Source organism: Streptomyces sp. NEAU-174 (genome assembly GCF_052665095.1).
The window spans coordinates 77113-100007 of sequence record NZ_JBQTCE010000020.1; the positions used below are offsets into that span (position 1 = coordinate 77113).

At 71.4% G+C, this 22895-nt stretch carries 21 protein-coding genes; 13 read left to right on the forward strand and 8 right to left on the reverse strand.

The genetic code is table 11. From position 1 onward, the window contains the following. The first annotated feature begins 2 nt into the window (after positions 1-2). From ACT2CW_RS41350 to cobC, 3 genes are all read left to right on the forward strand, one after another. Positions 3-482, forward strand: a complete 480-nt coding sequence (locus tag ACT2CW_RS41350; protein WP_445520312.1) for a cobalamin biosynthesis protein — start codon at positions 3-5, stop codon at positions 480-482. Positions 483-551: 69 nt separating this feature from the next. Further along, the gene (locus ACT2CW_RS41355) at positions 552-1388 is read left to right on the forward strand and encodes a sirohydrochlorin chelatase (protein WP_445520313.1); all 837 of its coding nucleotides are present in this window, start codon (positions 552-554) and stop codon (positions 1386-1388) included. Next, positions 1378-2493, forward strand: coding sequence for an Rv2231c family pyridoxal phosphate-dependent protein CobC (gene cobC, locus ACT2CW_RS41360; RefSeq protein WP_445520314.1), 1116 nt, complete (start codon positions 1378-1380; stop codon positions 2491-2493). Before ACT2CW_RS41355 ends, cobC begins: the two co-directional genes overlap by 11 nt. Before the next feature lie 102 nt (positions 2494-2595). Here cobC and ACT2CW_RS41365 read toward each other — a convergent pair whose 3' ends face one another. Beyond that, on the reverse strand, positions 2596-3495 hold the full coding sequence (locus ACT2CW_RS41365) for an SCO1860 family LAETG-anchored protein (RefSeq protein WP_166483635.1): 900 nt from the start codon (positions 3493-3495) through the stop codon (positions 2596-2598). 294 nt (positions 3496-3789) lie between these two features. Next, complete coding sequence (locus ACT2CW_RS41370; protein WP_445520315.1) at positions 3790-4899, reverse strand: amidohydrolase family protein; 1110 nt, start codon at positions 4897-4899, stop codon at positions 3790-3792. 418 nt (positions 4900-5317) lie between these two features. Here ACT2CW_RS41370 and ACT2CW_RS41375 point away from each other — a divergent pair, with 418 nt between their 5' ends. From ACT2CW_RS41375 to thpD, 6 genes are all read left to right on the forward strand, one after another. Next, entirely contained in the window at positions 5318-5923 is a 606-nt protein-coding gene (locus ACT2CW_RS41375; protein ID WP_414083635.1) for a SigE family RNA polymerase sigma factor, read from the forward strand. Next, positions 5923-6810, forward strand: a complete 888-nt coding sequence (locus ACT2CW_RS41380; RefSeq protein ID WP_445520316.1) for a hypothetical protein — start codon at positions 5923-5925, stop codon at positions 6808-6810. Before ACT2CW_RS41375 ends, ACT2CW_RS41380 begins: the two co-directional genes overlap by 1 nt. Positions 6811-7129: 319 nt before the next feature. After that, a complete protein-coding gene (ectA, locus tag ACT2CW_RS41385; RefSeq protein ID WP_445520317.1) occupies positions 7130-7681 on the forward strand; it encodes a diaminobutyrate acetyltransferase in 552 nt (183 codons plus the stop codon). Positions 7682-7757: 76 nt separating this feature from the next. Beyond that, positions 7758-9020 (forward strand): diaminobutyrate--2-oxoglutarate transaminase, encoded by a 1263-nt coding sequence (gene ectB / locus ACT2CW_RS41390; RefSeq protein WP_164430107.1) that lies wholly within the window; start codon positions 7758-7760, stop codon positions 9018-9020. A gap of 40 nt (positions 9021-9060) precedes the next feature. Continuing rightward, entirely contained in the window at positions 9061-9465 is a 405-nt protein-coding gene (locus ACT2CW_RS41395) for an ectoine synthase (RefSeq protein ID WP_137977423.1), read from the forward strand. Between the two features lie 4 nt (positions 9466-9469). Beyond that, the gene (gene thpD, locus ACT2CW_RS41400) at positions 9470-10357 is read left to right on the forward strand and encodes an ectoine hydroxylase (protein WP_445520318.1); all 888 of its coding nucleotides are present in this window, start codon (positions 9470-9472) and stop codon (positions 10355-10357) included. 105 nt (positions 10358-10462) lie between these two features. Here the strand turns inward: thpD and ACT2CW_RS41405 are convergent, their stop codons facing one another. Beyond that, the gene (locus tag ACT2CW_RS41405; RefSeq protein ID WP_445520319.1) at positions 10463-11509 is read right to left on the reverse strand and encodes an aminotransferase class V-fold PLP-dependent enzyme; all 1047 of its coding nucleotides are present in this window, start codon (positions 11507-11509) and stop codon (positions 10463-10465) included. A gap of 202 nt (positions 11510-11711) precedes the next feature. Next, a complete protein-coding gene (locus ACT2CW_RS41410; protein ID WP_445520320.1) occupies positions 11712-13247 on the reverse strand; it encodes an aldehyde dehydrogenase (NADP(+)) in 1536 nt (511 codons plus the stop codon). 135 nt (positions 13248-13382) lie between these two features. Here ACT2CW_RS41410 and ACT2CW_RS41415 point away from each other — a divergent pair, with 135 nt between their 5' ends. From ACT2CW_RS41415 to ACT2CW_RS41430, 4 genes are all read left to right on the forward strand, one after another. Further along, complete coding sequence (locus ACT2CW_RS41415; RefSeq protein ID WP_020872266.1) at positions 13383-14153, forward strand: IclR family transcriptional regulator; 771 nt, start codon at positions 13383-13385, stop codon at positions 14151-14153. 162 nt (positions 14154-14315) lie between these two features. After that, on the forward strand, positions 14316-15581 hold the full coding sequence (locus tag ACT2CW_RS41420) for a sensor histidine kinase (protein WP_445520321.1): 1266 nt from the start codon (positions 14316-14318) through the stop codon (positions 15579-15581). After that, entirely contained in the window at positions 15578-16279 is a 702-nt protein-coding gene (locus tag ACT2CW_RS41425) for a response regulator transcription factor (protein ID WP_311766856.1), read from the forward strand. The genes ACT2CW_RS41420 and ACT2CW_RS41425 overlap by 4 nt, the downstream gene beginning before the upstream one ends. Positions 16280-16350: 71 nt before the next feature. Beyond that, positions 16351-17331 carry an aldo/keto reductase gene (locus tag ACT2CW_RS41430; RefSeq protein WP_138911232.1) on the forward strand — a complete coding sequence of 327 codons (981 nt, stop codon included), beginning with the start codon at positions 16351-16353 and terminating at the stop codon, positions 17329-17331. Positions 17332-17403: 72 nt separating this feature from the next. On the opposite strand, the gene ACT2CW_RS41435 is transcribed toward ACT2CW_RS41430, so the two are convergent. The 4 genes from ACT2CW_RS41435 to ACT2CW_RS41450 form a co-directional block, all read right to left on the reverse strand. Beyond that, positions 17404-18849 (reverse strand): NCS2 family permease, encoded by a 1446-nt coding sequence (locus tag ACT2CW_RS41435; protein ID WP_164430116.1) that lies wholly within the window; start codon positions 18847-18849, stop codon positions 17404-17406. A gap of 94 nt (positions 18850-18943) precedes the next feature. Beyond that, positions 18944-20164 carry a right-handed parallel beta-helix repeat-containing protein gene (locus ACT2CW_RS41440; RefSeq protein ID WP_138911230.1) on the reverse strand — a complete coding sequence of 407 codons (1221 nt, stop codon included), beginning with the start codon at positions 20162-20164 and terminating at the stop codon, positions 18944-18946. A 213-nt stretch (positions 20165-20377) separates the two neighbouring features. Then, positions 20378-21232 (reverse strand): polysaccharide deacetylase family protein, encoded by an 855-nt coding sequence (locus ACT2CW_RS41445; RefSeq protein ID WP_445520322.1) that lies wholly within the window; start codon positions 21230-21232, stop codon positions 20378-20380. 157 nt (positions 21233-21389) lie between these two features. Beyond that, a complete protein-coding gene (locus tag ACT2CW_RS41450) occupies positions 21390-22739 on the reverse strand; it encodes an ABC transporter substrate-binding protein (protein ID WP_445520323.1) in 1350 nt (449 codons plus the stop codon). Between the last annotated feature and the right edge of the window lie 156 nt (positions 22740-22895).

Consider the following 22895-nt stretch of genomic DNA (forward strand, 5'->3'; position numbering starts at 1 on the left):
GCATGGCGTCTATCCCGCCCGCGGCACCGCTGGTCGTCGGGGTCGGGGCCGGCCGGGGCGTATCCACCGGCGAGGTGCTCGGGCTGGTCGAGGCCACCCTGACGGAGGCGGGCCTCTCCCCGCGCGGCGTCGCCGAGTTGGCCACCGTCGAGGCCAAGGCCGGGGAGGCCGGGCTGCTGACGGCGGCCGAACGGCTGGGGGTGCCGCTGTGCGGATACCCGGCCGAGGCGCTGGCCGCGGTGGAGGTGCCGAACCCGTCCGCGGCACCGCTCACCGCCGTGGGCACGGCCGGGGTCGCCGAGGCGGCCGCGCTGCTGGCGGCGGGTCCGGGTGGCCAACTGCTCATCGCCAAGCGGAAGTCCACGCCACCCGGCCGCCCCGGGAAGGCCACCTGCGCCATCGCTCGACGCCCGGCGGCGGTCAAATCCGGGCAGGCCGGGCAGCGAAGACCTGCCGTCGACCGCCCCGACGCAGGTCAGTAACGTCTCGGGGCGGAGCAGCCCGCCCCCCGCCGACCGTGACACCCGCACCACCTGCACCAAGGAGACCTCGTGACGACCCCGCCCGCCCTGCTCATCGCAGGTATCGGCACGCGAGACGAAAGGCATGCCGCCGCCTTCCAGGCATTCGTCAGGGAGTTGGCCGCACGCCACCCGGACCTGCCTGTGGCGGGTGGCCTCACCGGACCGGGCAGCCATCCGCTGTCCAACGCGGTCACCCGGCTCGTCGGGGAAGGGGTGACCCGCTTCGCGGTCGTCCCGATGACGCTGATCCCCGCGGCTCCCCCGAGAGACGGCATCGCCGCCGCGCTGGCCCAGGAGGCGGAGCGGCACGCCGACGCCTCGTTCGCCTCCGCCCGGCCGCTCGGCCCGCACCGCACACTGCTGAGCCTGCTGGAGCGGCGGCTCGACGAGGCGCTGGGCAATCGGCCCCGGCTGCCCTCGGACCGCGCGGAGACGACCGTGCTGCTGGTGGGCGACGGTTCGCCGCTCCCCGAGGCCAACGCCGAGGTGCACCGCGCGGCCCGGCTGCTGTGGGAGGGCCGTGGCTTCGCGGGCGTCGAGGTCGCCTTCGCCTCGCTCGCCGCCCCGGATGTGGCCTCCGGCCTGGACCGCTGCGCCATGCTGGGGGCGCGGCGGGTCGTGGTGCTGCCGTACTTCCTGTTCGAGGGTGACGCCCTGGAGCGGGTGCGGCAGCAGGCGGAGGGCTGGGGGCTCGCCCACCCCGAGGTCGAGGTGGTCCCGGCCGATGTCATCGGCCCGGCGCGGGAGTTGGCCGACCTGGTCATGGATCGCTATGAGGAGGTGGCCGACACCAGCGAGCGCGCCGGATTCAGCGATGAGGCCCATGCCTTCGCGCATCCGGACGCCCACGCCGATGCCCGCTGAGCCATCGGCGGACCTGCCCGCGGCAGGGCCCGCCGCCGATGGCGGGTCCGCCGGGTTCGATCTGCGACATCACGGGGACGCGGAGGTGCGGGGTGCCGACGCCGCCCTGACGGACCTCGCGGTCAATGTCCGGGCCGGTACGCCTCCGGACTGGCTCAAGGCCCGTATCGCCGCGTCCCTCGACGCACTGGCCGCGTATCCGGACGGGCGGGTGGCGCGGGAGGCGGTCGCCGCGCGCCATGGGCTTCCGGTCGGCCGGGTGCTGCTGACCGCGGGCGCCGCGGAGGCGTTCGTCCTGCTTGCCCGTGCCATACCGGCCCGACGGCCGGTGGTGGTGCATCCGCAGTTCACCGAGCCGGAGTCGGCGCTGCGGGACGCGGGGCACCCGGTGGAGCGCGTGGTTCTCGACGAGCGGGACGGCTTCCGGCTGGCCCCGGCGGCCGTGCCCGAGGACGCCGATCTGGTGGTGATCGGCAACCCCACCAACCCCACATCCGTGCTGCACCCGGCCGATGCCGTGGCCGGGCTCGCCCGGCCGGGCCGGACGCTGGTGGTGGACGAGGCGTTCATGGACGCCGTCCCGGGTGAGTCGGAGTCACTGGCGGCCCGCACCGATGTGCCGGGGCTCGTGGTGCTGCGCAGCCTCACCAAGACCTGGGGCTTGGCGGGGCTGCGGATCGGCTATGTACTGGCGGAGCCGGACACCATCACGGCGCTGGAGCGGGTCCAGCCGCTGTGGCCGGTATCCAGCCCGGCCCTGGCGGCGGCCGAGGCGTGCTGCACCCCGTCCGCCCTCGCCGAGGCGGCCCGCGCCGCCGACCGTACGGCCGCCGACCGGGCCCATCTCGCCGACCGGCTGGCCGAGTTGGCGGAGTCGGCCGAGGTGCGGGTGTGCGGCCCGGCGGCCGGACCGTTTCTGCTGATCCGCGTGGAGGGCGCGGCGGCGATCCGCACCCGGCTGCGGGAGCTGGGCTTCGCCGTCCGCCGCGGTGACACGTTCCCGGGCCTCGGCCCGGAGTGGCTCCGGCTCGCCGTCCGCGACCGCGCCACGACGGATCGCTTCGTCATCGCCTTGACGAAGGCGATAGCGGAGACGGCCGCCTAGGCGCTCCGCAGGACGTGGCGCGATGTGCGGCGGTCGTTCATCCGCGCCCCGGCCCCGGCGCCCGCGCCGGGTGGCGCGGGTGCCGGGGCCGGCGGGCCGACGTCAGGCGGCGTCGCCGCGGGTGGTGGCGGCCCGACGGCGGCGGGCCAGGACGACGGCGCCGCCGCCCACCGCGAGCAGCAGGGCGCCACCGGCCACCAGGTACGGCGTGGCCGAGCTGCCGCCGGTCTCGGCCAGGTGCTCCGGCTTGGGCTCGGGCTTGGTCTGGGAGCCCACGCTCGGGCTGGGCTCGACCGCCGCGGCCACAGGCGACTCACAGGTCGCCCGGGCAAGGGTGACCTGCCCCTCGACCTCCGAGACGTTCAGCTTGAGCGGGTTCACGGAGACCTTCAGGTTGAGGGCCGTGGCCGCCGCCGTGCGCGAGGTGGTGGCCGTCCGTGACAGGTCGAGCCGGACCTGGCCGAGCGACGGCACATCGACCGTGGTGGTGCCGCTCGTGCGCAGGGTGACCTTCTGACCGAGCACGCTGACGCTGCCGAGCAGGTTGGAGTGGGCGGTCGGCCGCTTCCCGACGGCGCACACCGCCTTCGAGGTCACCTGCTCGACCGTGATCAGCGGCACCGCGGCCAGGCCCGGGACATGCACCTGGGCGTTGACGAGGTTGGAGTACCCCTCGGCGCGCTGCTTGTCCGCGGCGGCCCGGGCGGTGGCCACATCGGCCCGTAGGACATTGAACGGCCGGCCCCCGTCCACGCCGTCCACACTCGCGCTGAGCGCCGTCTTGCTGGCGGTCGCGGGCGCGTGCACATCGTTCAGCACGACCGAGAGCGGAGCGCTGACGGTCTTGTTGAGCAGGGAGACATCGAGATCGGTGCGGAGCACGACCGCACCCGCCTTACCGGTAGTGGCACCGGTGTCGGCCTGCGCGGTCGCCGCGGGCAGCAGCCCCAGGACGGAGACCGCGGCAGCGGCAGTGGCGGCCGCCAGACGGCGGGTGGGCATGCCGAAGTTGGTGTTACTGGAACAGGACACGTGAGTGGACCCCCACAGGAGACATGGAGCCGCCGGCGCCTGCCGCGGGGGACTCCACGGGCGCCGACGGCCTCGACCACGCCATATTTGCGCACTGAGGGTAAACAGGCAGACACATGATGTCCGTTCATCCCAAAGGGTGTGGTTCGCCGCCCAGTTCGAACCACGTTCCCTTCCGGCACCCCTCGCCCCACCCGTCCCCCCACCTGTCCCCCGCCCGTCTCAGCCCCGACCGCCCCGCCGCTATCAGCCCCCGACGCCGCGTCAGCCGACCACCCGTCCCCGCAGCACCACCCGCCGCGGCGTCGTCAGCACCCGCACATCGGCGCGCGGATCCGCGTCGTAGACGACGAGATCGGCGGAGGCGCCCTCGGTGAGCCCCGGCCGCCCGAGCCAGTCCCGCGCTCCCCAGGTCGCCGCCGAGAGCGCGTCGCGCACCGGGATCCCCGCCTTCACCAGCTCGGCGACCTCCTGCCCGACCAGCCCATGGGCCAGGCCGCCGCCCGCGTCCGTGCCGGTGTAGATCGGGATGCCCGCGTCGTAGGCCGCCCGCACCGTCTCGTAGCGGCGCGCGTGCAGCCGCCGCATATGCTCGGCCCAGCGCGGGAACTTCGCCTCGCCGCCCAGCGCCAGCCGGGGGAAGGTGGCGATGTTGACCAGGGTCGGCACGATCGCCACGCCCCGCTCGGCGAACAGCGGGATGGTCTCCTCGGTGAGCCCGGTGGCGTGCTCGACGCAGTCGATCCCCGCCTCGACCAGCGGGGCCAGGCTCTCCTCGGCGAAACAGTGCGCCGTGACCCGTGCGCCCAGCCGGTGCGCCTCCGCGATGGCCTCCTCGACCGCGCCGCGCGGCCAGCAGGACCCGAGGTCGCCGGTCTCCCGGTCGAGCCAGTCGCCGACCAGCTTGACCCAGCCGTCGCCGCGCCGCGCCTCCGCGGCCACATAGGCGACCAGGTCCTCGGGCTCGATCTCATGCGCGTAGTTGCGGATGTAGCGGTTGGTGCGGGCGATATGGCGGCCGGCCCGGATGATGCGGGGCAGATCCTCGCGGTCGTCGATCCAGCGGGTGTCGGCCGGCGATCCGGCGTCCCGCAGCAGCAGCGCCCCGACGTCCCGGTCGGTCAGCGCCTGCTTCTCGCTCGTCGAGTCGTCCACCGCGCCATGGGCGTCGAGTCCGACATGGCAGTGGGCGTCGACGAGGCCGGGCAGCACCCAGCCCTCGATCAGCCGGATGTCCCTGGCCCCGGACGGCCGCTCGAAGGTGATCCTGCCGTCCACCACCCACAGCTCGTCCCGTACGTCCCCGGCAGCGTCGCCGGTGTCCGGTCCGACCAGGACCCGGCCCTTGATGTGGAGCACCGCGCTATCCCTCATGCAACGCACTGTACGAGACCGGAGCAGGGCGTTGACCGGCCAATTCCCATCAGCGGGAACGGCGCCACTCGAACAACACGCAGAGCGCTGCTACGCTCACGCAACCCACCGGACGAGCGGCAGTGAGGAGGTCCTCGTGAGCGCTCCCGCCGATGACGCGGCCGCCTCGGGCACCGCGCGAGCCGTACGGATGGACGCGGCGCGCATGACGGGCCCGCCACGGGATCCAGGGGGGCCGGGGCACGTCTCCCCGCAGGCGCCCGACGCACCGGAGGGCCCCGACGGCTTACCGGCCGACGCCCTGTCCCCCGACGCCTTGTCCGCCGCGGGTTTACCGGCGGACGCCCTGCCCGCCGACGCCTTACCGGCCGATCCACAAGCCGAGTTCCGGGACTTCTTCGAGCGGCACCACGCCGAGCTGGCCCGCCTCGCCCATCTGCTGCTCGGCAGCTCCGACGGGGCGGACGACCTGGCGGCCGACGCGCTGGTGGCGGTCTGGCACCAGTGGGACCGGGTGCGGGCCGCCGACCACCCGGCCGCGTACGCCCGGGGTGTGGTCGCCAATCTGGCCCGGTCCCGGATCCGCAGCCTGGTGCGCGAGCGGCGCCGCGTGGCGCTCTTCTCCTCGCAGCGCCCCGACCGCGTGGACGACCCGGATGTGTCCGCCGTGGTGGATGTGCAGGCCGCGCTGGTCCGGCTGCCGTTCCGCAAGCGCGCCTGTGTGGTGCTGCGCCACGCCTTCGACCTCTCCGAGCGGGAGACGGCCCGTACGCTGGGCATTTCGGTGGGCACGGTCAAGAGCCAGACCTCTCGCGGCATCGCCGAGCTGGAACGGCTGCTCGGTCCTCCGGACGGCGAGGACGGGGAGGAACTGTCCGCGGCCACCGAGGCCGAGCGGACAGGACGGACGGTACGAACGCTCCGCGCCGGAAACACGGGCCGCACAGGCCACACGAGCCACACCGGCCCAGCCCGCCACTCCGGCCACATGGGCCACGCCGGGCATGCAGGAGGGGGCAGTTGATGATCGAGCATCGCGAGCACCCCGAGAGCCGCAATCGCCCCGACGGCCGCAACCGTCCCGACAGCCGCGACCACCCCGAGGCCCGCGATGTCGTCGCCGAGCTGCGTACGGCCGCCGCCTCCCATGAACCGGACCGGATCCGGATGCTGGCCCGGGTCACGGCGGGCATGGCGGCCGACAGCCGGCGCCGCGCCCCGCGGACGAGCGCGCGCTGGACCCGGGTGGTGAGCCCGGTCGCCGGGCTGGCCGCGGCGGTCGCCGTGACGGGGATCGCGGTGGTGGCCACGGACGGTGCCGAACGACCGCAGACGGTGCGCACCTCGAGCGAGCCCGCCGAGCCCCCGGCGGGCGCGGGCGCCGGCGCGGACAGTGCGAGCGCGGACCCGGACCGGCGGCCCGGGGACGAGCCGGACGCCGGGTCGCAGAGCGATGCTGAGCGGCACACGCCCAGCGCCTATCCCACCGCGGCCGGTCCAAACCACCTCGCCGAGCCGACCGTGCGATCCAAGGGCGCCATCAACTCCCATTCCAACCCGTACTGGGCGCAGAGCGACATCACGCTCACCATCGGCAGGCCGCTGACCTCGCTGACGGTGGAGCTGCGGGTGGCGGACACCGGGGATGTGCGGTCCACCGGGGCCTGGACCTCGCTGCCGACCGGCGATGTGACCACCGCCACCCATGCCGAGGACGGTGTGCTGGTCTACCGCTGGACGCTCCGGAAGGGGGCGACCGTGGCCCCGGGCCGGTATGTCCTCGCGGGGCAGTACAACCACGCCGAGGGCGACCGGGACACCGGGCGGGACGCCTACGCGGCCTCGGGCAACGGCGCCTCGGGGGCCTTCGCGGTGCGGGGCGACTTCCCTCAGTTCACCGTGGGAGATTGAATTCATGGCAGCTTGGCCAGAAATTCTCCGCGTTTTTCCGCTACTGCTTCCACATTCGTCTGCCCGCTTTTGTGATTCCTAAACACAAAATTTTTCACGGGATCCTGCCATCAAAATTCAAGCGAGTCACCGGCCAGTTACGCACATGTGACGGACTCCACACGAGGTCCGCTTTGCCCCAGTAACTCCCCCACAAATCACCACCTTTAGGCGAGCGGCCGCGCGCGCACGCGCCCCCGCGTGATAACACATCGACCCCCCTCCACGTAACCCCCCACCACGATGCATTTTCTGATTCTGCTGGGTAAATTGAATTTGCATGACCGCCGCACAAGCAGACCTAGTCCGTAGCGAATTGGATTTGCCGGAGGGCCTGTCTCTCGACACTCCGCGCGTCGAGGACGGAGCCGCGATCTGGCGAATCGCTCGCGACTCCAAAACCCTGGACCTCAACTCCTCCTACAGCTACCTCCTGTGGTGCCGCGACTTCGCCGCCACATCCGTAGTGGCGCGCGGCGCCGACGGCGGACCGGTCGGCTTCATCACCGGTTACGTCCGGCCCGAGCGCCCCGAGACCCTGGTCGTCTGGCAGGTCGCCGTCGACGACGCCTGGCGTGGCCGTGGACTGGCCGCCACCTTGCTGGACGGGCTGGTCAAGCGGGTCGCCGCGACCGGCGTCCGCGGCATCGAGACCACGATCACCCCGGACAACACCGCCTCGAACCGGCTGTTCACCTCGTTCGCCGAGCGGCACGAAGCCGCGCTCGAGCGTGAGGTGCTCTTCCACGGCGGTCTGTTCCCCGACGGTGCGCATGAGCCCGAGGTGCTCTACCGCATCGGTCCGTTCGGCCCGCACGCCGACCGGACCTGACCCCGACCTCGATCGACCACCCCCGATCCCTCACCCCCTCCTCACCCCCCTCACACCCCTCTCCCAGGAGAACGCTGTGACCATCACCCCGCCCGCCCTGAGCGTCTTCGAGGCCCTGGAGTCGGAGGTGCGCAGCTACTGCCGCGGTTGGCCTGCTGTCTTCGACCGCGCGCAGGGCAGCCACATGTACGACGAGGACGGCCACACCTACCTCGACTTCTTCGCCGGAGCCGGGTCGCTCAACTACGGCCACAACAACCCGGTGCTGAAACGGGCGCTGATCGACTACATCGAGCGTGACGGCGTCACCCACGGCCTGGACATGTCCACCACGGCCAAGCGCGCGTTCCTCGAGTCGTTCCAGAACAACATCCTGCGGCCGCGCGACCTGCCCTACAAGGTCATGTTCCCGGGCCCGACCGGCACCAACGCCGTCGAGGCCGCGCTCAAACTGGCCCGTAAGGTCAAGGGCCGCGAGTCGATCGTCTCCTTCACCAACGCCTTCCACGGCATGTCGCTGGGCTCGCTGGCCGTGACCGGCAACGCCTTCAAGCGCGCCGGTGCGGGCATCCCGCTGGTCCACGGCACCCCGATGCCGTTCGACAACTACTTCGACGGCACGGTCGAGGACTTCCTGTGGTTCGAGCGGCTGCTGGAGGACCAGGGTTCCGGCCTCAACAAGCCCGCCGCCGTGATCGTCGAGACGGTGCAGGGCGAGGGCGGCATCAACGTGGCCCGGCCCGAGTGGCTGCGCGCCCTGGCCGAACTGTGCGAGCGCCAGGACATGCTGCTGATCGTCGACGACATCCAGATGGGCTGCGGCCGTACCGGCGCCTTCTTCTCCTTCGAGGAGGCGGGCATCACCCCGGACATCGTGACCGTCTCCAAGTCCATCAGCGGCTACGGCATGCCGATGTCGCTCGCCCTCTTCAAGCCCGAGCTGGACATCTGGGAGCCCGGCGAGCACAACGGCACGTTCCGCGGCAACAACCCCGCGTTCGTCACCGCCGCCGCCACGCTGGACACCTACTGGGCGGACGGCCAGATGGAGAAGCAGACCCTCGCCCGCGGCGAGCAGGTCGAGCAGGCCCTGCGCGCCATCTGCGAGGAGCAGTCCGGCGCCCACTTCCGCGGCCGTGGCCTGGTGTGGGGCATCGAGTTCGAGGACAAGTCGCGCGCCTCGGCGGTCTGCAAGCGCGCCTTCGAACTCGGCCTGCTGGTCGAGACCTCAGGCCCCGAGAGCGAGGTCGTCAAGCTGCTGCCCGCGCTGACGATCTCCCCCGAAGACCTGGACGAGGGGCTGCGGACCCTCGCCCGCGCGGTCCGCGAGACCGCATAACCCTCCCGCACCGCAGAGAAGAGAAAGGCAAGATCTCACCGTGATCGTCCGATCCTTCAAGGACATCGAGGACACCGAGAGGCACATCAAGTCCAAGTCCGGCACCTGGGAGAGCAAGCGCATCGTGCTCGCCCGGGAGGGCGTCGGCTTCTCGCTCCACGAGACCATCCTCTACGCGGGCACCGAGACGTCGATGTGGTACGCCAACCACATCGAGGCGGTGCTGTGCGTCGAGGGTGAGGCCGAGCTGACCAACGACGAGACCGGTGAGAAGCACTGGATCACGCCCGGCACCATGTACTTGCTGGACGGGCATGAGAAGCACACAATGCGCCCCAAGACGGACTTCAGGTGCGTCTGTGTCTTCAACCCGCCGATCACCGGACGGGAGGACCATGATGAGAACGGCGTATACCCGCTGATCACCGAGACCGAGGAGGCATGATCCGATGACCACGGTCACTGACTTGTACCCGACCCGTGGTGCCGTGGAGGTGGCCACACCGCGCGTGGACCCGGTGGTGTGGTCCGAGCCCGGGGCTCCGGGGCCGCTGCAACCGTCCGAGCTGAGCGATTTCGATCGCGACGGCTTCCTGGCGATCGACCAGCTGATCACTCCGGATGAGGTCGCGGTGTACCGCGCCGAACTGGACCGGCTGGTCACCGACCCGGACGTGCGGGCCGACGAACGCTCGATCATCGAGCCGAAGTCCAGGGACGTACGGTCGGTGTTCGAGGTGCATCGGATCAGCGAGGTCTTCGCGAACCTGGTGCGCGACCCGCGAGTGGTGGGTCGCGCACGGCAGATCCTGGGCTCGGACGTCTATGTCCACCAGAGCCGGATCAACGTCAAGCCGGGTTTCGGGGCCTCAGGCTTCTACTGGCACTCGGACTTCGAGACCTGGCATGCCGAGGACGGCCTGCCGAACATGCGGACCGTGTCGGTCTCGATCGCCCTGACCGAGAACTTCGACACCAACGGCGGCCTGATGATCATGCCGGGCTCGCACCGCACCTTCCTCGGCTGTGCAGGAGCCACGCCGAAGGACAACTACAAGCGGTCGCTCCAGATGCAGGACGCCGGCATCCCGTCGAACGAGGCCCTCACCGGCTTCGCCGACAAGCACGGCATCAAGCTGTTCACCGGCCTGGCCGGGTCGGCGACGTGGTTCGACTGCAACTGCATGCACGGGTCCGGCGACAACATCACGCCGTACTCCCGCAGCAATGTGTTCATCGTGTTCAACAGCGTGGAGAACACGGCGGTCGAGCCGTTCGCCGCACCGGTCCGCCGGCCGGAGTTCATCGGCGCGAGGGACTTCACGCCCGTACGGTGATGGCCGCCGTGGGATGACGTGACGTCCGTGATCTGAGGGAAGCCGGAGTGCCCCGACTTCCCTCAGATTTTCGTGCCACCAGGTTTCTGCCAGGTTTCTGTGCCGTCAGCCGGACAGCTTCTCCAGCAGCCGGTCCACATCGGCCGCGGTGTTGTACAGGTGGAACGAGGCGCGGAGGTTGCCGGCCCGCGCCGAGACATGCACCTCCGCCTCCGCCAGCCGGGACGCGGCGTCACCCAGGCCCGGTACGGAGACGATGGCCGAGCCCGGGGCGGCCACGGGCCGGTGGCCGAGCGCGACGACCCCGTCCCGGAAGCGGTCGGCGAGCGCGCGGTCATGCGCGGCGATGGCCTCGGTGCCCAGCTCCTCGATCAGCGCGAGGGAGTGCCGGGCCGCGACGTACGCGTACACGCTCGGGCTCTCGTCGAAGCGCCGTGCGGAGTGGGCGAGTTCCCGCACCGGGCCGTAGCAGCTGTCCCAGGGCTCCTCGCCCGCGACCCAGCCCGCGAAGACGGGGGTGAGGTCGCCGAGGTCCTCGGGCACGGTCAGGAAGGCGGCCCCGCGCGGGCACATCAGCCATTTGTAGGCCACACAGACCGTGTAGTCGGCCTCGGCGGCGTTCACCGGGAACCAGCCGGCCGCCTGGCTGGTGTCCACCAGCGTGCGGGCCCCGTGGGCCCGGGCGGCCTCCCGGATGGCGGCGAGATCGGCGATCCGCCCGTCCGCCGACTGGACCGCGCTCACGGCCACCAGCGCCGTACCGGGACGCACCGCCTCCGCGATCTCCTCCAGCGGCGCGCCGCGCAGCTTGAGGTCGGCGCGGACGGCGAAGGGGTTGACCAGGGAGCTGAAGTCGCCGTCGGCCACCAGGACTTCGGCCCCGGGCGGCAGCGAGGTGGCGATCATCCCCGCGTACACGGCGACCGAGCTGCCGGCCGCGACGCGCCGGGCCGGTACGCCGACGAGCCGGGCGTAGGCGGCGCGGCTCGCCTCGACCGCCTCGAAGGACACGTCGACGATGGGCTGTCCGGCGGCCGAGCCGTCGAGGACCGCCTGCACGGCGGCTACGGAGCGTGCGGGGATCAGACCGCTGGACGCGGTGGTGAGATACGTCGTGTGTGGCGCGAATTCGGCGCCCGCCAGGCTCTCCATGTCCATCCACTATGGGACGGGCGCACCCCGGCGTCCATCGCGTTTCCGTGTCGGATGCCTTCAAGCGATCCTTATACATACCCGCTGACCAGCGGCGATTCCGATGGCTTACGCGGCGCCCGGGTGACCGCCGACGTGAATCGGCCGCCGGACGCGCGGGTCAGATCCGCGGGTCCGGCGGCCGGGCCGTCGTTCCGGGGGGTCAGCCGCGCTGCTCCCGGACGCCGTTGATCCGCCGCGGCAGCTCCAGCGGGTTCTCGTCGCGCAGCTCCGGCGGCAGCAGCGCGGCCGGGGTGTCCTGGTACGCGACCGGCCGCAGCCAGCGCTCGACGGCGGTGCCGCCGACCGACGTGGAGGTGGAGGTGGTGGCCGGGTAGGGGCCGCCGTGGTGCTGGGCGGGTGCGACCGCGACACCGGTCGGCCAGCCGTTGACCAGGACCCGGCCGGCCAGCGGGGTGAGCTCGGCGAGCAGCTCACCGGCCCGGCCCTCGGTGCCCTCGCCCTCGGCGGCGGAGAGGTGGACGGTGGCGGTGAGGTTGCCCGGGAGCCGCCCGAGCACCGCGCTGATCTCGTCGTCGCTCTCGTAGCGCGCCACGACGGTCACCGGGCCGAAGCACTCCTCCAGCAGCACATCGTGCGGGCCGCCCTCGACGAGCCGCCGCGCCGGGACGGTCAGGAAGCCCGCGCTGACCGTGTGCTCACCGCCGGAGCCGGGGGTGACCGGTGCCTCCACGTCCGCCAGCTCGACGCGCTCCTTGATCCCGGCGACGAAGTTGTCCCGCATCCGGTGGTCGAGCAGGACCCCGGCGTCGGTGTTGCTGACCGCGTCGGTGAGGGACTTCAGCAGGCCGTCGCCCGCCGGGCCGGCCGGGGCCAGCACAAAGCCGGGCTTGGTGCAGAACTGGCCGACGCCCAGCGTCATGGAGCCCGCGAGCCCGGCGCCGATCTGGTCGCCGCGCTCGCTCGCCGCGGCCTCGGTGACCACGACCGGGTTGAGGCTGCCCAGTTCGCCGTGGAAGGGGATCGGCACCGGCCGGGAGGCCGCCGCGTCGTGCAGCGCGCGGCCGCCGCGGACCGAGCCGGTGAACCCGGCGGCGGCGATCAGCGGGTGCTTGACCAGCTCAAGACCCGCGTCGAAGCCGTGCACCACCGCGATCACATCGGCGGGCACCCCGACCCGCTCGGCGGCGCGGCGCAGCGCGGAGGCGGCCACCTCGGAGGTGGCGGGGTGGTCCGGGTGGGCCTTGACGACCACCGGGCAGCCCGCGGCGAGGGCGCTGGCGGTGTCCCCGCCGGGCACGGAGAAGGCGAGCGGGAAGTTGCTGGCGGCGTAGACGGCGACGACACCGAGCGGCAGCTTGTAGCGGCGCAGATCGGGCCAGGGCGGGGTCTGGGTGGCGTCGGCGTGGTCGATGCGGACGTCGAGGAAGGCGCCCTCGTCCACGATGGCCGCGAACGACCGCAGCTGGTAGGTGGTGCGGGCGAGTTCACCGGTGAGCCGGGCGGGGCCGAGTGCGGTCTCCGCGTCGGCGGCCTCGACCAGCTGGTCACGGGCCTCGTCGAGCAGATCGGCGGCGGTGCGCAGCAGGGCGGCGCGCACCGCGCGGTCGGCCAGGGAGCCGCGGGCGGCGTGCGCCGCGCGCACCACGCGGTCGACCTCCTCCGCCGTGGCTTCGACCGCTACCTGCTCACGCTGCTTTCCGGTTCGGGGGTCGACGCTCCACACTGGTGCTGACACCGCGGATTCCTCCTGCTGTGGTGTTACCGCTGCTTGCGTCACACACATCGACGGTGTTCGATATGCTGAACGCTGTCCCGGGTGATGAATTTCCCCTCGGGACTCTATGGCTGGTCGAACAGAGGGGTCAAGGCGATGTCAGCTGCCGAGACAGGCGGGGCCCAGGTCAAATCGGCGGTCCGCACGGTCGAACTGCTGGAGTTCTTCGCCGGGCGGCCCGGGATGCACAGCCTCGCCGCGGTCCAGGAGGCCGTGGGCTATCCCAAGTCGAGCCTCTACATGCTGCTGCGCACCCTGGTGGAGCTCGGCTGGGTGGAGACGGACGCCACCGGCACCCGCTACGGGATCGGGGTGCGCGCCCTCCTCGTCGGCACCTCCTACATCGACGGCGACGAGGTCGTGGCCGCCGCCCGCCCCACCCTGGACCGGCTCTCGGACGACACCACCGAGACCATCCACCTCGCCCGGCTCGACGGCACCAATGTCGTCTATCTCGCCACCCGGCAGTCGCAGCACTATCTGCGCCCCTTCACCCGCGTCGGCCGCCGGCTGCCCGCCCACTCCACCTCGCTGGGCAAGGCGCTGCTGGCCACGTACTCCGACGAGCAGGTGCGCAAGCTGCTGCCGGAGACGCTGAGCCAGCTCACCGAGCACACCATCACCGACCGCGAGAAGCTGATCGAGGAGCTGCACCTCATCCGGGAGCAGGGGTACGCGGTGGACCGCGAGGAGAACACCCTGGGCCTGCGCTGCTTCGGCATCGCCATCCCGTACCGCACCCCCTCGCGCGACGCCATCAGCTGCTCGGTGCCGGTGGCCCGGCTCACCCCCACCCATGAGCAGATGATCAAGGATGCCCTGTTCGACGCCCGGGACCGGCTCACCCTCGCGACGCGCCGCCTCTGACCCAGGGGAGGACGGCCCACTCCACCGCACGGCGGAGGGGGATCGTCGGACGGGGTGACGCGCGGCGCCCGCCGCGCCGGGAGGCTGGTGGCCATGGTCCAGACCCAGCCCGGCACCCGTGAATCTGCCCTACGCTGTGCGGATGACCGTCGGATTGCCCCGGTGACCGGGGTGTGGTGGCGGCGGGCGGTCCGAACGGTGGTCGGCCGCCGGACCCAGCTGCGCTGGGTCCATCTGGTGCTCGGCGGCGCCCTGCTGATGCCGTACTACCTGCTGACCACCGTGGTCTTCGCGATGCTGGCTCACGGTGCCGATCCCTTCACCTCGCTGGGTTGGCAGCTGGGCACCTTCGCCTCGGCCCTGCCGCTGGCCGCGCCGACCGCGCTCCTGCCGCTCGTACGCCCCCTGGAGGCCACCGCCGCGCGCTCGCTGTGCGGGCTGCCGGAGTCCGCGGAGCTCGCGGCCGGGCCCGCCGGTTCCTGGGACGCACGCGCCCGCACCGCGCTCTGGTACGCGCTGCACCTGGCCATCGGCGGGCTGGTCAGCGGGGTCTTCCTGTCCCTGCTGCCCGCCTCGGCGCTGCTGGTCGCGCTGCCGTTCACCGACGATTCGTACGCCGACGGGCTGGGCTGGCCGGACGCGTTCGGCTCGACCCCCACCGCGCTGGCGCCGTTGGCCGGGGTGGCGCTGCTGGCCACGCTCATGGGCATCGCCGCCGCCGCCGGGGCGCTGCTGGCCCGCTGTGCGCCCGCGCTGCTCGGCCCGGCCCCCGCCGAGCGGCTCGCCGCCGCCGAGCAGCGGGCCGCCCGGCTGGCCTCCCGCAACCGGCTCGCCCGTGAGCTGCACGACTCGGTCGGCCATGCGCTGAGCGCGGTGACCCTCCAGGCGAGCGCGGCCCGTAAGGTCCTCGACTCCGATCCGGACTTCGCCCGGGAGGCGCTGGCGGCCATCGAGGAGACCACCCGGGAGGCGGTCGGCGAACTCGACAGCGTGCTGGGCCTGTTACGGGAAGAGGAGGCCGCCCCGGCCACCGCCCCCTCCCCCACCCTGATGGACCTGGACGGGCTGCTCGCCCGCACCCGGGCCGCGGGCGTCGCCGTCGAGCTGACGGCCCCGGGCACACTGGACCGGCTGCCGCCCGTGGTCTCCCGCGAGGCGTACCGCATCGTCCAGGAAGGGCTCAGCAACGCGCTGCGCCACGCGGGCCGGGTGCCGGTGCGGCTCCGGATCGCCGAGGACCCGAAGAAGGTGGAGATCACGATGGAGAACCCGGTGGACGGAACCGCCCGGGCACGGACCGCCGGCGGCGGCCGCGGGCTGCGCGGCATCGCGGAGCGGGTCACCCTGCTGCGCGGCACCTGTGCCTGGGACACCGTGGACGGCGTCTGGCGGCTGACGGTCCGGCTCCCGGTAGAGGCGTCCCGGTGAGCGCCCCGCCGTCCCCCGTGAGCGCCCCGCCGTCCCCCCTGCGCATCGTGCTCGTCGACGACGAGCGGATGGTGCGCACCGCGCTGCGCGCGATCCTCTCCAGCGAGCCGGACCTGGAGGTCGTGGGCGAGGCCGGAAGCGGCGCCGAGGCCGTGCCGGTGGTCCGTGAACTGCGCCCGGACGTGGTGCTGATGGATGTCCGGATGCCCGATGTGGACGGCATCCGCGCCACCGAGCGGATCCTGGGCACCGTGCCGGACCCGCCGCGCGTCATCGTGGTGACGACGTTCGAGAACGACAGCTATGTGTACGACGCGCTGCGCGCCGGGGCCAGCGGCTTCCTGCTCAAGCGGGCCCGCGCGGCGGAGCTGGTGCAGGCGGTGCGGGTGGTGGCGCGCAGCGATTCGCTGCTGTTCCCGGCCGCGGTGCGGGCGCTGGCCGCCGAGCACGCCGCCGCCCGCGGCCCGGACCGCGAGGCGACGGCGCGGGCGCTGCGCGAGCGGCTCTCCGAGCGGGAGGCCGTGGTGCTGCGGCTGATGACCGACGGGCTGTCCAACTCCGAGATCGCGGCCCGGATGGCGGTGGGCCCGGCCACCGTCAAGACGCATGTGGGGGCGGTGCTCACCAAGCTGGGCGTTCGGGACCGCACCCAGGCGGTGATCGCCGCGTACGAAAGCGGTTTCGTCACGCCGGGCTGACAATCCGGCGGCCGGAGTGGTGTGCTGTGACGGGTCGGCCGAACGGGCGGACGAGCAGGAGGAGCAGACGCATGGAGTACGTACGGCTCGGCACGTCGGGCGTCAAGGTGTCGCGGATCTGCCTGGGCATGATGAGCTACGGCAGCCCCGAGCACCGGCCCTGGCAGCTGGACATCGACGACGCGCGGCCGATCGTGCGGCGCGCGGCCGAGGAGGGGGTGACCTTCTTCGACACCGCCGACATGTACTCGGTGGGCCGCAGCGAGGAGATCACCGGTGAGCTGCTGCGGGAGCTCTTCCCCAGCCGCGACGACTACGTCCTGGCCACAAAGGTCTACCACCCGATGGGCGAGGGCCCCAACGACCGCGGGCTGTCCCGCAAGCACATCATGGCGGGCATCGACGCCTCGCTGCGGCGGCTGGGCACCGACCACGTGGATCTCTACCAGATCCACCGCTTCGACCACGAGACGCCGCTCGAGGAGACGATGGAGGCGCTGCACGATGTGGTGAAGGCCGGGAAGGCCCGGTACATCGGCGCGTCCTCCATGTACGCCTGGCAGTTCGCCAAGGCCCAGCACATCGCCGAGGCGCACGGCTGGACCCGGTTCGTCTCGATGCAGAACCACTACAACCTGCTCTACCGCGAGGAGGAGCGGGAGATGAACCCGCTCTGCCTGGACCAGGGCGTGGGCGTCATCCCCTGGAGCCCGCTGGCGCGCGGGCTGCTGGCAGGCACCCGCGACCGGGACCGCACCGGGCAGACGGTCAGGGCGGGCAACGATCCGCTGGTGGAGAGGTGGTACGCGGACGCGGACTTCTCCATCGTGGACGCCACCCGCGCGATCGCCGAGGAGCGCGGGGTGTCCCCGGCGCAGGTCGCGCTGGCCTGGCTGCTGAGCAGGCCCGCGGTCACCGCGCCGATCGTCGGCGCCACGAAGACCCGCCATCTGGAGGACGCGGTCGCGGCGGTCGGGCTGACGCTCGACGAGAAGGAGGTGGCCCGCCTGGAGGCCCCCTACCGCCCGCGCCCCATCATGGGCCACAGCTGACGGGGCGGGGCGGTTCCCGGGACGTCTTACGGGGCGGCTCCGGGACGGGTTCCAGGACGGAGGCGGCGCGGCTCAGGTGAGCAGCCGCTCCAGGGGGTCGATCGCGAAGTAGACCACGAACAGCGCGGCCGTCCCCCACAGCAGCCAGTGCACCTCCCGTGCCTTGCCCAGCACCGTCTTGATCACCACGTACGAGATGAACCCGGCGCCGATCCCGTTGGAGATGGAGTAGCTGAACGGCATCAGCGCGATGGTGAGGAACGCCGGGACGGCGATGTCGATCCGCTCCCAGTCGATGGACCGCACCTGGCTCATCAGCAGGAAGCCGACCGCGATCAGCGCCGGGGCGGCGGCCTGGGCGGGCACCACGGTGGCCAGCGGGGTCAGGAAGAGCGCGAGCCCGAACAGCGCTCCGGTGACCACGCTGGCGAACCCGGTGCGCGCGCCCTCGCCGACCCCGGCCGCGGACTCGATGTAGCTGGTGTTGGACGAGGCGGACGCGGCGCCGCCGAGTGCGGCCGCCGCACCGTCGATGAGCAGCACCCGCCCCAGCCCCGGCACCCGGCCCTCGGCGTCCAGCAGCCCGGCCTCGTTGCTCACCCCGACGACCGTGCCCATGGTGTCGAAGAAGTCGGACAGGATGAGGGTGAAGATCAGCAGGACGATGGTGACCACACCGACCTGCTGGAACGCCCCGAAGAGGCTGAAGGAGCCGAGCAGCCCGAAGTCCGGGGTGTCGACGACGCTGTCGGGGAGGGTGGGTACGGTCAGCCCCCATGCCTCCGGCCGGATGTCGGCGATCTCGTTGATGACGATCGCGAGCACGGTCGAGACGACGATGCTGATCAGCAGGGCGCCCTTGGCCTTGCGCGCCATCAGCGCGATGGTCAGCAGCACCCCCACGCAGAAGACCACCACCGGCCAGCCGGTGAGCCGCCCGTCCGAGCCGAGCTGTACGGGTGTGGAGCCGGTGGGGCCCGGGATCCGGGAGACGAACCCGGCGTCGATGAAGCCGATGAAGGCGATGAAGAGCCCGATCCCCACGCTGATGGCCTGCTTCAGCGCCTGCGGGATGGCGTGCATCACCGCCTCGCGCAGCCCGGTCACCACCAGCGCGCAGATGATCAGGCCCTCCAGGACCACCAGGCCCATGGCGTCGGCCCAGCTCATCTGCGGGGCGATCTGGAAGGCGACGACCGCGTTGAGCCCGAGGCCCGCGGCGAGGGCGAGCGGCAGATTGCCGCCGATGCCCATCAGGACCGTCATCACGGCGGCCACCAAGGCGGTGGAGGTGGCGAGTTGGGTGCCGGAAAGCTGCTCGCCGAACTTGTCCTTCGCCCCGCCCAGGATGATCGGGTTCAGGACGAGGATGTACGCCATCGTGAAGAAGGTGGCGAACCCGCCCCGGACCTCCCGGCCGAGGGTGGAGCCCCGCTCGGATATCCGGAAGTAGCGGTCGAGCAGGGGGAGTCCGGGCCGTGGTGGGGCCGGGGCCTTGTCCGTGATCTGTCTCGCCATGGTCGCGCTCCTCGGGGGACGGCGGGCGGGTCGGCGGCGTGCCGGATCATGGGATTGTGCCCGCCAGGAGCGCGATTCAGGTTTTCCCGGGGTTTCAGTTCATCGGCGAACCGATCTCGGTGCGGTCCATGACCACGAGGAAGCCGGTGAGCGGCAGCGAGCCGTTCGGCCGCCGGGGGCCGAAGGCCGTGGTGGGATCGGTGGTGACCAGCGGCGGGGTGGTCCGGCCGCCCGGCGCCCAGTTGTTCTCCCGCGAGACGGCGAGGAGGCCGGTGTCGGCGCTGCCGCGGCCGTTGGAGAGCGCGAGGTTGCGGGTCAGCTGGGCGCGGGAGCCGGCGACGGCGTAGCCCTTGCCCCAGTTGTCGAAGGAGGTGGTGCGCTGGAGCCGGAGGGCTCCGGTGTTGCCGCCCGCGTCGAAGCCGCTCTTGGTGTTGGCCCAGGCGGCGGAGGACCGTACGACATGGGCGGGCGAGGGGGCGTCCCGGCGGTCGGCGCCGAGCTGGAAGCCGCTGCCGTCGCCCTTGAAGTAGGGGATGTGCCAGCGGTTCCGGCCGTTCCCGAAGGCCCAGGAGTGCTCGATGGTGACGGGGCTCGCCCACATCCACAGGTCGAGGCCGTCGTCGCTGTTGTGGAACAGCCGGGATCCGGTGACCACATTGCCCGAACCGGAGCCGTGGGTGATGGCTATGCCGTCGGCCCGCTGGCCGCCGGTGGCGTCGTCGTGGTTGGCGTAGGAGTCGAGGTTCCGGATGAGGTTGCCGTTGGTGTCGTCGCCGCGGAGGGTGAGTCCGGTGTCGCCGTTGCCGTGGGTGCTCAGGTCCTGGAAGACGTTGCGCGCGCAGGAGGTGCAGACCAGGCCGCCGCCCGGGGCGTTGCGCAGTTCGATCCCCGAGACCGTCCAGTAGTCGGCGGAGAGGGAGACGAGGGAGGAGCCCCGGCCCAGCCGGGAGCCGTCGAGCCGGACCTTCTCCGCCCGGTACGACCGCAGTTGGACACGCTCACGGGGGGTGCCGCTGGTGGAGCTGCGCAGGGTCCTGGAGGGGTAGTACGTGCCGCCGCGGACCTCGATGGTGGTGCCCGCCTTGGCGGTGGAGAACGCCTTCTCCAGGCTTCGGTAGGGGGACTTGAGGGTGCCGGTGTTGCCGTCACTGCCGTTGGTGGCCACATACAGGGTGGTGGGCACGGCGCTCGCGCCCTCCGGCGAAGCCGTCAGATAGACCCCGGCCACGGCCGACGCCACGATCACGGCGCTGCCGAGCGGCAGCGTGCGATCCTTGCGGCGGCGGTGGCGGCCCCGTTTGCGTCTCAGCTTCATGGCAACTCCTGTTCCGCGTCGAGAGAACGGGCCGGAGGATCCAGACCGGCCCGCTCCATGTCGTAGTTGCCGCCAGTCCAGATTAGGTTGCCGGGTCCCCGAGGATTCTTAGATTACGAAATCCCGATCGCATCGCGATAGCTTGCGACAACACTTGATCATTTTGTGGCCGAGGATGTTCGGACGCGACGGAGATCGTGTCGGTCTGTTGCCTCATGGGCGATAGACCTTGCCCGGTTCCGGGACGGCCGGGGCCATCAGCTGGGAGACCGTCACCACCGTGTAGCCCTCCTTCTTCAGCTTGGCCAGTATCCCCGGCACCGCCGGCACCGTGCCCTTGTAGATGTCGTGCAGCAGGATGATCCCGTCGCGCTTCGTCTGGTCCAGCACCCGCTTCTCGATCAGCGCGGAGTCGTTCGTCTGGTAGTCCTTCGCGGTCACGCTCCACAGCACCTGCGCCACGCCCAGCTCACGGCAGATCTTGGAGACCCGCTCGTCCGTACGCCCCTGCGGCGGGCGCATCAGCAGCGGCGTACGGCCGGTGAGCTTCTTGACGGCGGTCTGGACACGGGTGATCTCCGAGCGGACCTCGTCGGAGTCGGTCTTGGTCAGGATCTTGTGCGACCAGGTGTGGTTGGCCAGTTCATGCCCCTCGTCGGCGATACGGCGCACCAGGTCGGGGTGTTTCTCGATGTGCTTCTTGCCGAGCATGAAGAAGGTCGCGTGGGCCTTCTCGCGCTTGAGGATCTCCAGCAGGCGGGGGGTGTTGCCGCTGGGTCCCGCGTCGAAGGTGAGGGCGACGCATTTGGCGACGGCGCAGTCGACGGAGGGGTTCGCCCCGTTCTGGTCGTTCGCGCCGCTCTTGTCGTTCGCCCCGTCGCCCTTCTTGAGCACATCCGGCTTGGAGGCGGCCGGTGTCGAGTGGCCGGCGTCCGACGCCGCGTGCTCCCGGGCGCTGCGCGGCGAGGTGGTGTCGTACGACGCACCGCAGCCGCTGAGGCCCAGCGTCAGGCAGACGGCACCGACGAGACTGACGCCCAGCCCGGATATTCGACCTTTTCGCCCCATTGATGTCCCCGAAGTCCTCTTGTGGCCAATAGTGGTCGCCATGCCGCCAACGTCCGCGCAAATCCGTAAAGTTGGCAGCACAAACTGCGAGCACTATACACCGCAGGTATACATGGAGTTCATAGAGGACCCGAGGGGCCCGAAGGCCCATGGGTGGCTAGCTCCGGTGCTTCTTCCAGTCCGCCTGCGCCGCGTTGAGCTCCTTGGCGACCTTGTCGCAGAACGCCTTGGCGGTCATCTTGCCGAGCAGCACCTTCTGGAAGCTGGGCTCGTTGTCGGCCTTGCTGATGTTGTTCCAGTCCGGAAGGTAGTACGGCAGCTGGACGACCTTGGTCCGCGGATCGTTGAGCGACTCCAGCGCGGCCTTGGTCGGCGGGGCCTTCGCGATCCAGTCGTCGTCCGCGGCGCCGACGTTGGCGGGGATGGCGCCGACGTCCTCGTTCCAGAGGCTGTTCATCTCCGGGGAGGCCGCGAACTCGATGAACTTCCAGGCCGCCGCCTTGTTCTTGCTCGCCTTGAACAGCCCGAGGCCGTCGACCGGGTTGGAGACGATGGTGCGCGCCGCGCCCTGCCGGGACGGCGGCAGCGGTATGCCCGCGATCTTGTCCTTGCCGAGCAGGCGTACGTGGTCCACATAGCTGCCGAGGTTGTGCTGGAGCATCCCGATATCGCCCTGGTCGAACTGGGCGACCATCTTGGCGAAGTCGTTGTTGAGGTCCGCGGCGGGGGTGACCTTCTTGAAGAGGGCGATGTACTTCTCGAGTGCCGCGACGTTCTTCGGGTCGTTGAGGGTGGTCTTGTCGCCGTCCCCGCCGGCCCCGCCGTTCCAGAAGGACGTGATGCCGGACTGGGCGTACATCATGTCCAGCGCCTGGGCGATCGAGCCCGCGCCGCCGCGCAGGGTGAAGCCGAACTTGTTACGGCCCTTGTCGGTCAGCTCGTCGGCGGCCTTGTAGAAGTTCTCCCAGCTGTCGGGCGCGGGCAGCTTCGCCGCCTTGAAGAGGTCGGTGCGGTACCAGAGGGTGCCCTGGTTGGCGGAGGTCGGGACGGAGTACAGCTCCTTGTCGTCACCTCCGGCCGTGCGGACGCTCTCGACCATGTTCTTGATCAGCTTGCCCTTGAGGGCGCTGTCGCCGATGCGGTCGGTCACGGGGTCGAGGGCGCCCTGGGCAACGAGGTTGGCCAGATACGCGGTGCCCACGCCGCCGACGTCGGGCAGGCTGTCGCCGCCGCTCTGGATGGCGGTGTCGTACTTCGACTGCACGTTGGCGATCGGAATCGGGACGTACTTGACCGTGATGTCGGGGTTCTTGTCCTCGAACTTGGCGATGATCTGTTTCCAGATCTTGGTGCGGGGGCCGCCGTTGTTGTCCCAGAAGGTGATGGTGCCTTTGCCGGAGCCTTCCTTGCCGGAGGTTGAGCCGTCGTCTCCGCAAGCGGTGGCTGTCAGGGCGAGGGTGAGGGTTGCGGCCAGGGCGGTTGCGGTTCTGCGGGTCCGTGGGTTCATGGGTGTACGTCCATCTCCTATGTGCGTTCGCTTGCGGGCGGTGGTCGCTGGGGTCGCGCCGTTGTGGCTGGGGGCCGTGGCCGTGTGCGGGTCGTTGTGTCCACCCGTCCCGCCAGGGGGCACCTCCCAGCGGTAGCTGGGGGAGGGACGATTGCC